Source organism: Ochrobactrum sp. CGA5, from assembly GCF_006345815.1.
Classification (GTDB): Bacteria; Pseudomonadota; Alphaproteobacteria; order Rhizobiales; family Rhizobiaceae; genus Brucella.
Genome location: NZ_VCIG01000005.1, coordinates 484,838 through 499,177, shown reverse-complemented (window position 1 = coordinate 499,177; position 14,340 = coordinate 484,838). Strand labels below are relative to the sequence as shown.

Genomic DNA, 14,340 nt, shown 5'->3' with positions numbered 1-14,340 from the left:
CGTGAACAGGGTGATGCAAATATGCAGCGTAACAGCCGACTACAGGAACTGGTGCCAAAGTTGGTTCTGGGACCGAGCTTTCTGATAGTTCTCGTGTTCGTCTACGGGTTCATCGTCTATACGGGTGTTTTATCGCTAACGAATAGTCGAATGTTACCATCTTATGGTTTCGTCGGTCTCACGAACTACACCAAACTTTGGGCTCTGCCGCACTGGTGGCGCGCGATCACCAATCTGGCAATTTTTGCGTCGCTCTACATTATAATCTGTTCGGTTATCGGACTATTTCTCGCAATCCTCCTTGACCAGAAGATCCGTGGTGAAGGCATTCTGCGCCCGATCTATCTCTATCCGATGGCGCTGTCTTTCATTGTTACCGGAACGGCGTGGAAGTGGTTTCTCGATCCAGGCATTGGTCTCGAAAACACAATGCATTTATGGGGTTGGGAGAGTTTCTCCTTCAACTGGATCAAGAGCAATACGATGGCAATTTACTGTCTGGTGATTGCTGCCGTATGGCAATCTTCCGGTTTTGTGATGGCCATGTTCCTCGCAGGATTGCGCGGCGTGGATAATGAAATCATCAAGGCTGCCCAGATTGATGGAGCATCCACGGGGACCATCTATCGCCGCATCATTATTCCGTTGATGCGTCCGGTGTTCCTGTCCGCTTTCGTGGTTCTGGCTCATCTGGCGATCAAAGCATATGATCTGGTTATTGCGCTGACTGGCGGTGGGCCGGGTCAGGCTACGGAATTGCCTGCGACGTTCATGTATTCCTACACGTTTACACGCAACCAGATGGGCATCGGCGCATCATCTGCAATCATCATGCTGGCAATGATCTTCTCGATCATTATCCCTTATCTTTACTCTGAAATTCGCGGAGGGTCGCGATCATGAGCGCCCAGTCGCAAGACAATGCCATCAACAGTGGAAAGCTGACGCGCGCGCTGATCTACACTGCGCTGCTACTCTTCGCATTCTATTATCTGCTGCCGCTCTACGTGATGCTGGTCAACTCCTTCAAGCCGCTTGAAGAAATCCGTCAGGGCGGCATGGTGAACTTGCCGCAGCAATGGACCATCGAACCATGGCTGTCTGCTTGGTCGACAGCACAAATCGGGGTGCAGCCTACTGGATTGAAGCCGTTCTTCATCAACTCGATCCTGATGGTCGTTCCGGCTGTTGTAATCTCGACCATTGTCGGCGCGCTGAATGGGTATGTGCTGACCAAATGGCGTTTCCGTGGGTCAAACATCTTTTTCGGTCTGTTGCTTCTGTCGTGCTTTATTCCGTTCCAGATCGTACTCATTCCAATGGCGCGCGTTCTTGGTTTTCTGGGGATTGCCGGCACGATCTGGGGGCTGATCCTCGTGCACGTGGTTTACGGCATAGGATTCACGACACTCTATTTCCGCAATTATTATGAAGCCTTCCCGACGGAACTGGTTCGGGCTGCACAGATCGACGGAGCAAGCTTCTTCCAAATATTCTGGCGTATTTTGCTGCCATCGTCAGGGCCGATCATAGTTGTGTCCGTGATCTGGCAGTTCACCAATATCTGGAACGACTTTCTGTTCGGCGCTTCCTTCTCGGGCGCGAATTCAACACCGATGACGGTGGCGCTCAACAATCTGGTTTCTTCTTCCACAGGCGTCAAAGAGTACAATGTCCACTTCGCAGCAGCCATTCTGGCAGCTCTGCCGACGCTAATCGTTTACATCGTGTCCGGTCGCTATTTCGTGCGTGGTCTGATGTCAGGTGCCGTTAAGGGATAAGTTGCACATGTCTTTTCTAAAAATAGCTGATCTCTACAAGTCCTACGGCAATGTTTCGGTTTTGAAGGATATCAATATCGAAATCGACGAGGGGGGCTTTCTCGTTCTGGTTGGCCCGTCGGGTTGTGGTAAATCGACGTTGTTGAACACTATCGCCGGGCTTGAGCCGATCACCTCTGGCGACATTGCCATCAACGGCAAGTCGGTTTCCGGCCTTCATCCGTCTCAGCGAGATATCGCAATGGTCTTCCAGTCCTATGCGCTCTATCCGAACATGACGGTTGCCGGGAATATCGCTTTCGGAATGGAAATTCGTAAGGTCCCGAAGGCGGAACGCGACAAGGCTATTCAGGAAGTAGCCGATATTCTGCAGATTGGCCACTTACTGGACCGTAAGCCAAGCCAGCTTTCCGGTGGTCAGCGCCAACGAGTGGCGATGGGGCGCGCGCTGGTGCGGAATCCTCAGGTCTTTCTGTTTGACGAACCGCTCTCCAATCTTGATGCCAAGCTGCGTGTCGACATGCGCACCGAGATTAAACGGCTACACAGCCGAATGAAAACCACTATCGTTTATGTAACGCATGACCAGATCGAGGCGATGACGCTGGCAACCAAGATCGCCGTTTTGAAAGACGGAGTTTTGCAACAATTCGGAACGCCAGCCGAAATTTACAACAATCCGGCCAACATGTTTGTCGCTGACTTCATGGGATCACCGGCAATGAATCTGCTGACTGCCCGGGTCGAAAAGAACGGAGCGGGCTATGCAATTCAACTTGAGCGCGTCGAAGCTGAGCCGCTGAAACTAGCATTGAAGGTGGCGCCTGAAGGGTTAGGTGCGTATGAAGGCAAGGATATTGTCTTCGGTATTCGCCCGGAAGCACTCACCGATTTGGACGGGGCCGATCGTAATGCCAATGCGATCGTGGAAGGCGATTGTATGATTGATGTTGTCGAGCCAGCGGGGTCGGACACATTTGCCGTCACACGTCTGAGCGGCAAGCATGTCGTGGCGCGCCTGCGTGCAGATGCTCGCATCACCGCAGGACAGCCAGCCCGGCTTGCATTCAACCTCGATAAATCGGTTTTCTTTGATCCCAGCAGCGAGGGAAGGATCCTCTGATCGCATGGCCGCCTGAAACGAAAAGAGCGCTTCCAATTATTATTGGAAGCGCTCTTTCTCATATCTGCCTGGAGGGCAAAAAGTCTATCTAGGGCGCACTTTAACGCAGGAAATCAAGCCCCAGAAGGCCGACTGCCAGCGCAGTGTTGAGTGAAATGATCATCATCCCGTAGATGATGGCGGTTCTTGTAATATCATTCATTTCCTACCTCCTTGAACCGGAGCGGCCCCCCACCCGGTTCGAAGCTTCGTGAAACTGTAACGAAATGTAACAAGCTGTTACGGGAAGCGCAACCCCGATTTACGCAAATGTGAACGACTGAAATCTGGCGTGAGAAGCGAGTTTTTCCTAGCGGCGGGTAGGCCGCTGTTTCACAAGCTACTAGAAATAGATGATTTTATCGCACATTCACCGCAATGTGACACTGTTCCGACTAGCAATACTTGGTTTGGCGCTACATAGGATCCACCGGCTCTTTCATATCCGTTGTTTCGGAATATCACTGTGAATCGCATCATTCCCCTTGTATTGGCCATTGCCCTTTTCATGGAGCAGATGGATTCGAATGTCATCTCGACTTCGCTTCCCGCTATCGCTGCCGAGATCGGCACAAGCCCCATTGCCCTTAAACTGGCGCTAACGGCCTATCTTGTGGCGCTCGCGGTTTTCATTCCTGTCAGTGGCTGGATGGCGGATCGCTTCGGTGCCAAAAATGTCTTCCGGGCCGCAATAGCCGTATTCGTGGTTGGCTCTGTCGCCTGTGCTGCGTCGAATTCATTGAGTGCTTTTGTTGTTGCACGTTTTTTGCAAGGCATGGGTGGTGCGATGATGACGCCCGTTGGCCGTCTCGTGCTTATTCGTTCAACCCCGCGCAGTGAGCTCGTTTCAGCCATGGCTTGGCTGACGGTCCCGGCTATGGTCGGTCCTCTGATCGGTCCGCTTGTTGGCGGTTTCATCACAACCTTTCTGACTTGGCATTGGATATTCTTGATTAACGTGCCAATCGGGTTCCTCGGTATCTGGTTTGCGACACGGTTTCTGCCCGATACAGACGAGCGTATCGTAAAGCGCCTCGACTGGATTGGTTTCTTTCTGTCTGGAATAGCAATGTCGGGCGTTGTCTTCGGGTTGTCCGTCGTCAGTCTGCCAGCCCTACCGCCTGTGGTTGGCTTTACAACTCTTGCAATCGGAACTGTATGTACGGTTCTCTATCTTCAGCACGCGAAAAGGGTTGATGATCCTCTGCTGAATCTCAAGCTTTTCGATAACCACGTATTTCGTTCTGCCGTTATTGGTGGAAGTATTTTCCGGTTCGGGATTGGCGCGACTCCGTTCCTGTTGCCTTTAATGTTCCAGCTTGGTTTCGGTCTGACACCGTTTCAGTCCGGTATGATAACCTTTGTGTCGGCAATTGGCGCTATCAGCATGAAATTCGGAGCAAAGCGTATTTTTGTCCGTTTTGGGTTCCGGCCCACTTTGATTGTGGGCTCTTTGATCTCAGCCTGCTTCATTGCCATGAATGGTCTGTTCACGCCGACAACTCCTTATTGGATCATCATCGGCTTTTTGCTGGTGGGAGGTTTTGCGCGTTCATTGTTCTTCACCGGTGTCAACGCATTGGCTTTCGCCGAAATACCGGGTGAGAAGACAAGCCAGGCAACACCTATTACTGCTGTTGCTCAACAGGTTTCCATTGCTATCGGCGTAGCACTGGCAGGCGGTATCTTGGAAATCAGTTCGTCGCTGCGCGGGGCTCATCTTGAACTGGTGGATTTCCATATCGGTTTCTTTGTAGTTGCTGCGATTTCTGCAATGGCTTGCCTCTGGCTTGCACAGCTTGCACCGAATGCGGGCAAGGAACTTGCTGCGCCGACTGTCGATAAACACCACAACAAGCAGCGCGAAACTGTCGAAGATGCGCGCGCCGTTGCTGGAAAATAGACGCTAGCCTTTAAAATCGCGGGCGAGCAGATACAGCTCGACGGATTCGGCGCGGGATGCTGGCGGCTTTACATGATGCACTGAGCGGAATTTCTGTTTGAGCAGTGCTAGGAGTTCATTTTCGGTGCCGCCCTGAAAAGTCTTGGTGAGAAAATGTCCGCCTGGCTTCAGAACCGAAATAGCAAAATCAGCAGCCACTTCGCAAAGATGCACGGTACGCAAGTGGTCAGTACGGCGATGACCGGTGGTTGGTGCGGCCATATCTGAAATGACGAGATCCGGTTTGTCGCCGAGCGCGTCCATCAGCTTTTGCGGAGCCTCATCATCAAGGAAGTCCATCTCCAGGAGGATAACACCGGGCAGGGGATCGACATGTAGATAGTCAATACCCACAACATGCGGGTTCTCGTCGGTTGACCCCACGATCTTGGCGGCGATCTGCGACCAGCCGCCTGGCGCAGCACCAAGATCAATGATTTTCTGGCCCTTCTTGAGCAGATCATAACGATCATTGATTTCAATGAGCTTATAAGCTGCGCGCGAACGGTATCCGTCCTGTTTGGATTTATGAACGTAAGGGTCGTTAAGGTGACGCTGAAGCCAGCGGCGAGACGATTCCTTGATCGTGCCTGCTTTCTTCTTCACGCGTACCTGAAGATTGCTGGAACCCGCGCCACCGCGACCGCCAGTTTTTACTCCGCCTTTGCTTCCGCCTGCCTTGCTCATTGTCAGTGCCTGTTTCTAGCGCCTGTCGCGCGATTGTGACGCCATGCGCCGTCACGCGACATCAGTTCGGTCAAAATGCCTTCACGCAGACCACGATCTGCAACGAGTAGCTTTTCGCTGGGCCATACCTTGCGTATCGCATCAAGGATAGCACAGCCCGCCAGTACCAGATCGGCACGGTCTGCACCAATGCAGGGGTTTGCTACCCGCGCGTCGAAGTCCCACGATAAAAGACGGTTGGTCATCTGCGTCACGTCGTCGGCTCCCATCCACATACCATCGACCCTACGTCGATCGTAACGATCTAGACCAAGATGAATCCCCGCCAGCGTGGTCACCGTTCCCGAGGTGCCCAGCAAATGGAACCGCGGGCTTGCGGTAAGACTTCCAAGACACTGACGCTCAGCAAATTGCGCAAGCAGATCTGTTACATGGGAAACCATCGAATCGAAGCTTTCCTGCGTCACGATACGTCCGCCGAAGCGTTCCGCCAATGTCACAACTCCAACTGGCAGAGATGTCCAGGCCATGATATGTTCTGCCAGCCGCGGAGACCGGCGGCGGGAAACATCAATGAGTGCAATTTCAGAAGAGCCGCCGCCAATATCGAACAGCACGACAGCATCCGTCTCGCGGGTAACCAGCGTTCCGCAGCCTGAGACGGCAAGCCGGGCTTCCGTCTGCCGATCTACGATCTCCAGCTCAAGGCCGGTTTCCGCTAGCACTCTTGCTAAAAATGCTTCGCCATTCGAGGCCGAACGGCAGGCTTCTGTGGCTATCAGTCGCGAACCTCTGATTTTTTTGCCCGCCAGCTTATCACGGCAAATCTTCAATGCTTCGACAGCGCGATCCATCGCATTGTCGCTAAGTCGGCCAGTAGCACTCAAACCTTCTCCCAACCGTACGATGCGCGAAAAGGCATCTACAACGCGGAATTGGCCTGGTCTCGTCGGAGACGCTACCAGCAAACGGCAATTATTCGTGCCAAGGTCCAAAGCTGCATAAAGCGGAGCATCACTCTTTTCGGATTGTGCACCGTTAATGGCCCTGAATGCCGAGCCGCTGCCGCTCTTACGCTTGTTCTGAGCCGAAGCATGTGGGCTATCAGCGCGCGGAACGTTGAGCTGAGCCTTTGCTGTTGTTTCGACTGCGGGAGGTGTTTGCCCGCTCTGCTGCCGTGCCTGCTTCTTCTTGCGCGCGCGGCGACGACGATTCGAAATTTTTCCGGGGAATCGCGACTGGTTGTTTTCTGCTTCAGTCGTGGTGGGCTTGGGGGCGGAAGACTCGATGCCGGGTACTGACTTGCCACGCCGACGCCGACGCGAACGTTTGCGCTGGCTCTGCGAATTCGTGCCTTCGGTCTCGTTTTGCGATACTGAGCGTCCTGAATCGGATGCACTGCGGGCATTACCGATATCTGTAACGGCTTTTTTTCGCGATCTGCGCTTGCCGTTATCAGACGGATTCCGGGTTTGCGAGTGGCCCGATTGTCCGCCAGACGCCCCTTGGTGCACCATTTCGGCGGTGCGCTCGTCGGGGTTCTTCAAGGTTTTTGTCCTTATGGCGCCGCGCGAACCTGTCAGGACGCAAGCAAGGCGCTTCAATTTCTACGTTATGCATAATGTAACAGTGGTTTTCTGTTTTACCAAGGGGCAGGCTGCTAAGAGCCGCCGAAAATTTTGAATGCACCTAAGAAATTTGAGGCAACGGCGCGCCCGAGGGCTTTCGCTGGTGGCGAAAGCCCTTACGGCGTCGACATGTCCGGGTCTAGATGTCGTAAGTATGTGCCGCATTGATTGTCGCAACGAATTGCTTTGTGCGCCCTTGCTTGGGCTGTACAAAAATCTCGTGTGCAGTGCCAGTTTCGACGATATTGCCCGACTCGAGAAAGACGACATTCTTTGCAATCTTGGATGCGAGCCGCAGATCATGCGTGGCGATCACCATGGTCGTGCCTTCCTTGGCAAGCTTGCTCAAAACATCAACCACTTCAGATGCAAGTTCAGGGTCAAGCGCGGATGTAGGCTCATCGCATAAGAGTACTCGCGGTGACGGAGCCAGTGCACGCGCAATCGCGATACGCTGCTGCTGCCCGCCAGAGAGTGTCGACGGCCAGGCATCTGCTTTATGTGCCATCCCCACTTTCGTTAGCAGTTCCATCGCACGTTCTTTTGCTTTGTTCTTCGGCCATTTTAGAACTGTAACAAGGCCTTCCATCACATTTTGGATCGCTGTTTGATGCGGAAAAAGCTGGAAGTTCTGAAATACCATGCCTGTCTGGCGGCGGATTGACTGGATCGCTTGCCAGCTAGGCTTCTGGTCAGGCTCGAAGTTGAGGCTCTGTCCGCCCAAAACAAGAGTGCCTGATGTGGGAATCTCAAGCAGATTTATGCATCGCAACAACGTACTCTTGCCGCCTCCAGACGGCCCAACCAGAGCAGTTACGGTACCCTCTGCGATCGCAACGTTGATATCGCTGAGTATGATAGCGTCGTCGAAGCGCTTTACGATGTGCCGAAGCTCGATCATGCGTTTGTCTCCAGTGAACCGCCGTAGCGTCCGAAGCGCCGTTCAAGGCGCACTTGCAAGGTCGAGAGAACGGAACTCATTACCAGATAGATCAGGGCTGCTTCGATATAGAGGATGAGAGGTTCGTAAGTAGTTGCGACGATACGTTGGGCTGACTGGAAAAGTTCAGGCACTGTGATCGCGGCTGCAAGCGATGTGTCCTTCACTAGAGAAATGAAAGAGTTGGACAGCGGCGGCACGGCTGTCCGCGTCGCTTGTGGCAGGACAGTGCGCGCAAGCGCTTGACGCCAGCTCATTCCAATGGAGTAGGCTGCTTCCCACTGACCTTTTGGGACAGCGGATATGACTGCCCGAATTATCTCGGAACTGTATGCGCCGACGCTGAGCGTGAACCCGATTACTGCCGCAGGAAATGCGTCGAGGTAAATGCCTGCGCTTGGCAATCCGTAAAAAATCACGAACAACTGTACGAGGAGCGGTGTACCGCGAAATATCCAAACATAAAAGCGGGCGACGGACGAAAGCCAAAGCGGTGCAAACAAACGCACAAGTGCGGTCAATAGTCCCAATGTCAGTCCGAAAGCAAAGGAAAAAAGTGTGAGGGGAATAGTGAAGGTCAAACCGGCCCATAGAAGGGTAGGCAGAGATTCCACCATTAGCTGAAGCCAATCGGGCACGTTTTTCGGCTCCTCATCAATAGCTGGAAGTCAGACTGAAATGACGTTAATCGCTCGTATCTTATACAGTCTGGCATTCATGTCTTTGGAATTGTTTTCCACTATCACAATAAAGCGAAGCCGGAAGTAGCTTCCGGCTTCGTGCACGAACCGGGTACGGCACTTACTTGGAGACGTCCTGACCGAAATATTTCTGTGAAATCTTATCATAGGTGCCGTCAGCCTTGATCTCATCAAGAGCCTTGTTTATGGCTGCTACGAAATCATCGTCGCCTTTACGGACAATGATGCCCGAAGCATCTGCATTTTCCTTCTCGGCAACAATCTTGACCGGAGCCTTCGGCTGTTGCTTTTTGAAGTCGAGGAAAGAAAGGCTGTCATTGAGCGTTGCATCGGCTCGACCCGTCAGGACGAGCTGGATCGACTGGTCGAACCCGTCAGTAGCGACGATCTCGGCACCAGCTTCCTTCGCAAGCTTGCCATAGTTGCTGGTCAGCGATTGAGCAGACTTCTTGCCCTTAAGGTCGGCGAAGTCCTTGATCGTGTCGTTTTTCTCATCGACGATAAGAACGACCTTCGAAACGATATAGGGATTGGAGAAGTTGAACTTCTTCTGGCGTTCTTCGGTAATGCCGACCTGATTAATAACGGCATCATAACGCTTGGCGTCAAGACCTGCGATAAGGCCATCCCATTTGCCTTCCACGAATTCCGGTTTTACACCGAGCTTGGCGGCAACGGCCTCGCCAATTTCCACATCGAAGCCGACAAGCTTGTTGTCCTTGTCGTGATAGGTAAACGGCGCATAGGTGCCTTCGGTGCCAATTTTCAGAACGCCGGCCGATTTTATGGCGTCGAGATTTTCTCCAGCCATTGCACTGGTAAAGAGGGTTGCTTGAATAATGCCTGCGGTAGCGATAATCTGAGCGAGTTTCATCTTGGTATCCGTGATCTGGTTGATATCCTATTGATCGCAGAAAATTAATTCTAATGATGCGTCGAAACCGGGTCGCAAATCCCCTCAATTGAGAGATTTTTTCTAAATTCCAGTGAATGGCTGGTATTGTATTCTATCTGCTGCGTTTTTCAAACCAAGCGTAGGAAATGCCACCGTGCATGGTTGAAAGCATTGTTCGGGATGCTGAATGTGAGAAGCAAAACGCCGCCCTTGGGGCGGCGTCTTCATATGATAATACCTGGTTATTCAGGTTTGCCATATCCACCGCCAGTTGGAGTGATAACAGTGAAGGCTTCGCCTGCTTGCAGAATGGTTTGGTCGCAATTCCCCAGCACCTCCACCGAACCATCGTTGCGACGCACTTCGTTGTGGCCAGTCTGACCGGCTTCACCGCCGTCGAGCCCAAAGGGGGACACGCGACGATGGCCAGAAAGAATGGCGAATTCGAGTGTCTTCAGTGCGCGGATCGTACGCTTGGTACCATCGCCCGCGTTCCACTTGCCCTTACCGCCCGAGCCTTCTCGTATATGGAAGTCCTCCAGCAAAACAGGGAACCGGGTTTCCAGAATTTCCGGGTCAGTCAGGCGCGAGTTGGTCATATGCGTGTGTACTGCATCGGCGCCGTTGAAACCGGGACCAGCGGGTGCGCCAGAACAGATGGTTTCGTAATACTGATACTCCTCGTTGCCGAAGGTCAGATTGTTCATGGTGCCCTGCGCTGCAGCCATCGCCTTGGTGGCGCCAAACAGGCAATTGGTCACAGCCTGACTAACCTCGACATTGCCTGCCACAACGGCCGCCGGGTAGCGTGGTGAAAGCATGGAGCCTTCCGGCACAATGATCTTGATTGGTCGCAGGCAGCCCGCGTTCATCGGAATATCGCCTTCGACCAGCACGCGGAAAGCATAGAGTACTGCCGCACGGGTGACAGGTTCCGGTGCATTGAAATTGTCGGAACGCTGTTCAGAAGTGCCAGTGAAATCGACAGTTGCCTCGCGCTTTTCCTTGTCAATGGTGATACGAACTTCGATTTGACAGCCTTGGTCCATCTCATAGGTGAAATGACCGTCCGGCAGCTTGTCGAGTACGCGGCGCACGCTTTCGTCCGCATTGTCCTGAACATGGCCCATATAGGCTTTCACGACATCTTCGCCAAAAAGACCAATCATCTTCTTCAGCTCTGCCACGCCCTTTTCATTGGCGGCGATCTGCGCCTTCAGGTCGTTGACGTTCTGCGTCAGATTGCGAACGGGATAGGTCGCGCCGGTCAGCAGATTAGCGAGTGCGTCTTCGCGGAACGTGCCGCGATCCATCAGCTTGAAATTGTCGATATAGACGCCTTCCTGCTCTATGTTGACCGCAAGTGGTGACATGGAGCCTGGCGCGATGCCGCCAATATCCGCATGGTGTCCGCGGCTCGCGACCCAGAAGCGGATTTCACGATTTTCGTCATCGAAAACTGGTGTGCATACGGTGAGGTCTGGCAGGTGGGTGCCGCCGTTATACGGAGCGTTGATGAGGAACACATCGCCCGGCTTGATATCGCTATTCTCGCGGATAGCGGTGGCGACTGATGCATCCATGGAACCAAGATGCACGGGCATATGCGGTGCGTTGGCGACGAGATTGCCGGCTGCATCGAAAACCGCGCAAGAGAAGTCGAGACGTTCCTTGATGTTCACAGAATAGGCAGTGTTCTGAAGCGTTACACCCATTTGTTCGGCAATGGACATGAAGAGATTGTTGAAGATCTCGAGCATGACCGGATCGGCTTCCGTGCCGATAGCCGTGCGGGAGGGGAGCGCCTTGATGCGTGTCAGTACCACATGATCGTGCGCAGTAAGACGCGCCTGCCAACCATCTTCGATGACGATGGTTTGGTTCTGCTCAATAATGATTGCCGGGCCGGTAACTGTTTGGCCGCGTTGGATATGTTCGCGAAGGACAATACCAGCATCATGAAACTCACCTTGCGAGAAGAAGCGGGAGCGTCGTACGGTTCCCGCCTCAAGATTGTTCTCAACGAGCTGGCTCATTTCTGTCTTGCCCGCACCGCCGCCGATGGCTTCAACTTCAACCGCATCGATGACCAGAGCTTTGTTCTCAGCGATAAAGCCGAAGCGGCACTTGTGCGCGGTTTCAAACTCGGTACGCAAACGATCCGCGTTGTCTTCGGAAGGGAAGGTTGCTTCAATGGAAAGCACTGTATCGGTGCCGGCATAGCGAATATGGGCACGAAGATGACTATGGACTGCAGCCTGTTCGATGCCCTGCGCTGCGAGCTCAACGGCACATTCCTGCGCCAGTTCTTCGCCCAGGGCTTTGAGCGCTGCCGGAGCGGCGCTGTTAAGCGGTACGCCCAGTGCCTTCTGTCGCGTGGCACGAATATCGGCCAAACCCATACCGTAGGCCGAAAGCAGACCGGACATAGGATGGAGAAGAATATTCTTCATACCAAGTGCATCCGCCACGAGGCAGGCATGCTGGCCGCCTGCGCCGCCGAAACAATTGAGTGCATAGCGTGTCACATCATAACCGCGCTGTACCGAAATTTTCTTGATGGCCTCAACCATATTGGCCACAGCGATGCGGACGAAGCCGTCGGCAACTGCTTCCGGCGTACGGCCATCGCCGATTTCGTCTGCGAGCGCGGTGAAGAGTTCACGCACCCGTTCCACATCAAGCGTTTGGTTCTGTTCGGGACCGAAGATCGGTGGGAAAAATTCCGGCAACAGCTTGCCCAGCATGACATTGGCATCGGTAACGGCGAGCGGGCCGCCGTTGCGATAGCAGGCCGGGCCGGGATTGGCGCCTGCCGAATCCGGGCCGACGCGGAAACGTCCGGCATCATAATGCAGAATCGATCCGCCGCCTGCGGCAACGGTATGGATCAGCATCATAGGCGCGCGTACACGCACACCGGCAACTTCGGTTTCGAAAGCGCGTTCATATTCGCCATCGAAATGCGCGACGTCAGTGGAGGTGCCCCCCATGTCGAAGCCGATGACTTTAGGAAAGCCAGCCGTTTCTCCAGTACGGGCGAGGCCGACGACGCCGCCCGCCGGCCCAGAGAGTATTGCGTCTTTGCCCTGAAAAAGATCGGCTGCGGTGAGGCCACCAGATGACATCATAAACATGACGCGCGCGCCTGTACGTTCAACGTCCAGTTCCTTGGATACCTGCGCAACATAACGACGGAGAACCGGCGAAAGATAAGCGTCAACGACGGTGGTATCGCCGCGCCCAACCAGCTTGATCAGTGGTGAGACCTCATGGCTGACCGAAACCTGCTCGAAATTGAGAGCGCGCGCAATGCGAGCAATTTCAGCCTCATGTGCTGGAAACTTATAAGCGTGCATGAGGGCAATGGCGATGGATTTGTAGCCTTGTTCTTTTAATGCAACCAACGCGGCTTTGGCCTCGGCGGGTGCGAGCTCGGTTTCGACCGTGCCGTCTGCCTGAACGCGTTCGTTCAGTTCGATCACCTTCTCGTAAAGCGCTTCCGGCTTCACGATCTCGGTCGCGAAGATGTTTTTGCGTTCCTGATAACCGATGCGGAGGGCGTCCCGGAAGCCCTTGGTGGTGACCAGCGCCACCCGTTCGCCTTTGCGCTCAAGAAGCGCATTTGTAGCGACCGTCGTGCCCATGCGGACTTCCCCAATGACTCCAGCGGGAACCTGTTCACCAGTCTTCAGACCCAGATGCAGGCGAATGCCGTGAACGGCAGCGTCCTGATAGGCAGACGGGTTTTCGGAGAGAACCTTGCGTGCATGGAGCTGCCCCTGTGGATCACGTCCAATGACGTCCGTAAACGTGCCGCCGCGGTCGATCCAGAAGTCCCATACTCCGCGCCCCGTTCCGCTCATTGCTGGCTCCCTCACACAACACAATTGGTGCATTTTGAAATCTTTTCAGGATTTCATACTTTCATTTTATTGACAAAATGTCGATAAGATGGTGACATAAAATACACATAAAAGAGGGAGCGGCAAGAATGGGGAATAAAAGAGGCGGCGAAGAAACATTAACGACATCTTCCGAGTTTCGCGAAACCGGTTTCGAAGAAGTCGCGTTGCCGAAACATTTGCGTCCAGTTACCTCAATAGGCCCCATTGTATCGTCTGCACATCTCGCTGAAGGCGGTTCCCCCGGCATGTCCGAGGTTGAATATGGTCTCATTCTGGCGTCGCACGCATTTTCGCGTTGGATGGTTCGCTGCATGGCCGCGGCGGGATTGCCTGGGCTTTCCCCCATTGAAGTTCTGATTCTGCATTCGATCCGCCATCGCGGTCGGGAGAAGAAGCTCGCCGATATCTGCCTTGTTCTCGACATCGAAGATACGCACATCGCCACTTACGCTATCCGCAAGCTGGAAAAGGCTGGACTTTTGACCACGGGGAAGGTGGCGAAGGAAAAGACAGTAAAGATTACGACCAAAGGGGCCGAGGCTTGCGCGCGCTATGCGCAAATTCGCGAGCGGCTTCTGGTTGTTTCCACTGCCAATGCACGCCCGTCGGAAGAAGCGCTTTCTGAAATGGCTGCCCTGTTGCGCTTCATGTCTGGCGCATTCAATCAAGCCACACGATCTGCCATTACATTATAAG

General features: G+C 53.6%; 11 protein-coding genes. 5 read left to right on the top strand and 6 right to left on the bottom strand.

Annotation, left to right across the window (positions count from 1 at the left end; all coding sequences use genetic code 11):
• The first annotated feature begins 21 nt into the window (after positions 1–21).
• The 4 genes from FJQ48_RS07020 (at position 22) to FJQ48_RS07005 (ending at position 4,846) form a co-directional block, all read left to right on the top strand.
• Entirely contained in the window at positions 22–903 is an 882-nt protein-coding gene (locus FJQ48_RS07020; RefSeq protein WP_139974459.1) for a sugar ABC transporter permease, read from the top strand.
• A complete protein-coding gene (locus tag FJQ48_RS07015; RefSeq protein ID WP_139974458.1) occupies positions 900–1,781 on the top strand; it encodes a carbohydrate ABC transporter permease in 882 nt (293 codons plus the stop codon). Before FJQ48_RS07020 ends, FJQ48_RS07015 begins: the two co-directional genes overlap by 4 nt.
• 7 nt (positions 1,782–1,788) lie before the next feature.
• The gene (gene ugpC / locus FJQ48_RS07010) at positions 1,789–2,904 is read left to right on the top strand and encodes a sn-glycerol-3-phosphate ABC transporter ATP-binding protein UgpC (RefSeq protein WP_139974457.1); all 1,116 of its coding nucleotides are present in this window, start codon (positions 1,789–1,791) and stop codon (positions 2,902–2,904) included.
• Positions 2,905–3,409: 505 nt separating this feature from the next.
• The gene (locus FJQ48_RS07005) at positions 3,410–4,846 is read left to right on the top strand and encodes an MDR family MFS transporter (protein WP_139974456.1); all 1,437 of its coding nucleotides are present in this window, start codon (positions 3,410–3,412) and stop codon (positions 4,844–4,846) included.
• A 3-nt stretch (positions 4,847–4,849) separates the two neighbouring features.
• Here the strand turns inward: FJQ48_RS07005 and FJQ48_RS07000 are convergent, their stop codons facing one another.
• The 6 genes from FJQ48_RS07000 to FJQ48_RS06975 all read right to left on the bottom strand — a co-directional run bounded on the left by FJQ48_RS07000 (position 4,850) and on the right by FJQ48_RS06975 (position 13,602).
• Positions 4,850–5,572 carry an RlmE family RNA methyltransferase gene (locus FJQ48_RS07000; protein WP_139974455.1) on the bottom strand — a complete coding sequence of 241 codons (723 nt, stop codon included), beginning with the start codon at positions 5,570–5,572 and terminating at the stop codon, positions 4,850–4,852.
• A gap of 2 nt (positions 5,573–5,574) precedes the next feature.
• On the bottom strand, positions 5,575–7,119 hold the full coding sequence (locus FJQ48_RS06995) for a Ppx/GppA phosphatase family protein (protein ID WP_139974454.1): 1,545 nt from the start codon (positions 7,117–7,119) through the stop codon (positions 5,575–5,577).
• A gap of 220 nt (positions 7,120–7,339) precedes the next feature.
• Positions 7,340–8,101 (bottom strand): amino acid ABC transporter ATP-binding protein, encoded by a 762-nt coding sequence (locus FJQ48_RS06990; RefSeq protein WP_139974453.1) that lies wholly within the window; start codon positions 8,099–8,101, stop codon positions 7,340–7,342.
• Positions 8,098–8,778, bottom strand: coding sequence for an ABC transporter permease subunit (locus FJQ48_RS06985; protein ID WP_139974452.1), 681 nt, complete (start codon positions 8,776–8,778; stop codon positions 8,098–8,100). Before FJQ48_RS06985 ends, FJQ48_RS06990 begins: the two co-directional genes overlap by 4 nt.
• A gap of 163 nt (positions 8,779–8,941) precedes the next feature.
• Positions 8,942–9,715 carry an amino acid ABC transporter substrate-binding protein gene (locus tag FJQ48_RS06980; RefSeq protein WP_139974451.1) on the bottom strand — a complete coding sequence of 258 codons (774 nt, stop codon included), beginning with the start codon at positions 9,713–9,715 and terminating at the stop codon, positions 8,942–8,944.
• A gap of 263 nt (positions 9,716–9,978) precedes the next feature.
• Positions 9,979–13,602 (bottom strand): hydantoinase B/oxoprolinase family protein, encoded by a 3,624-nt coding sequence (locus FJQ48_RS06975; RefSeq protein ID WP_139974450.1) that lies wholly within the window; start codon positions 13,600–13,602, stop codon positions 9,979–9,981.
• Positions 13,603–13,730: 128 nt separating this feature from the next.
• Here FJQ48_RS06975 and FJQ48_RS06970 point away from each other — a divergent pair, with 128 nt between their 5' ends.
• A complete protein-coding gene (locus tag FJQ48_RS06970; RefSeq protein WP_180350144.1) occupies positions 13,731–14,339 on the top strand; it encodes a winged helix DNA-binding protein in 609 nt (202 codons plus the stop codon).
• Position 14,340 lies beyond the last annotated feature (1 nt).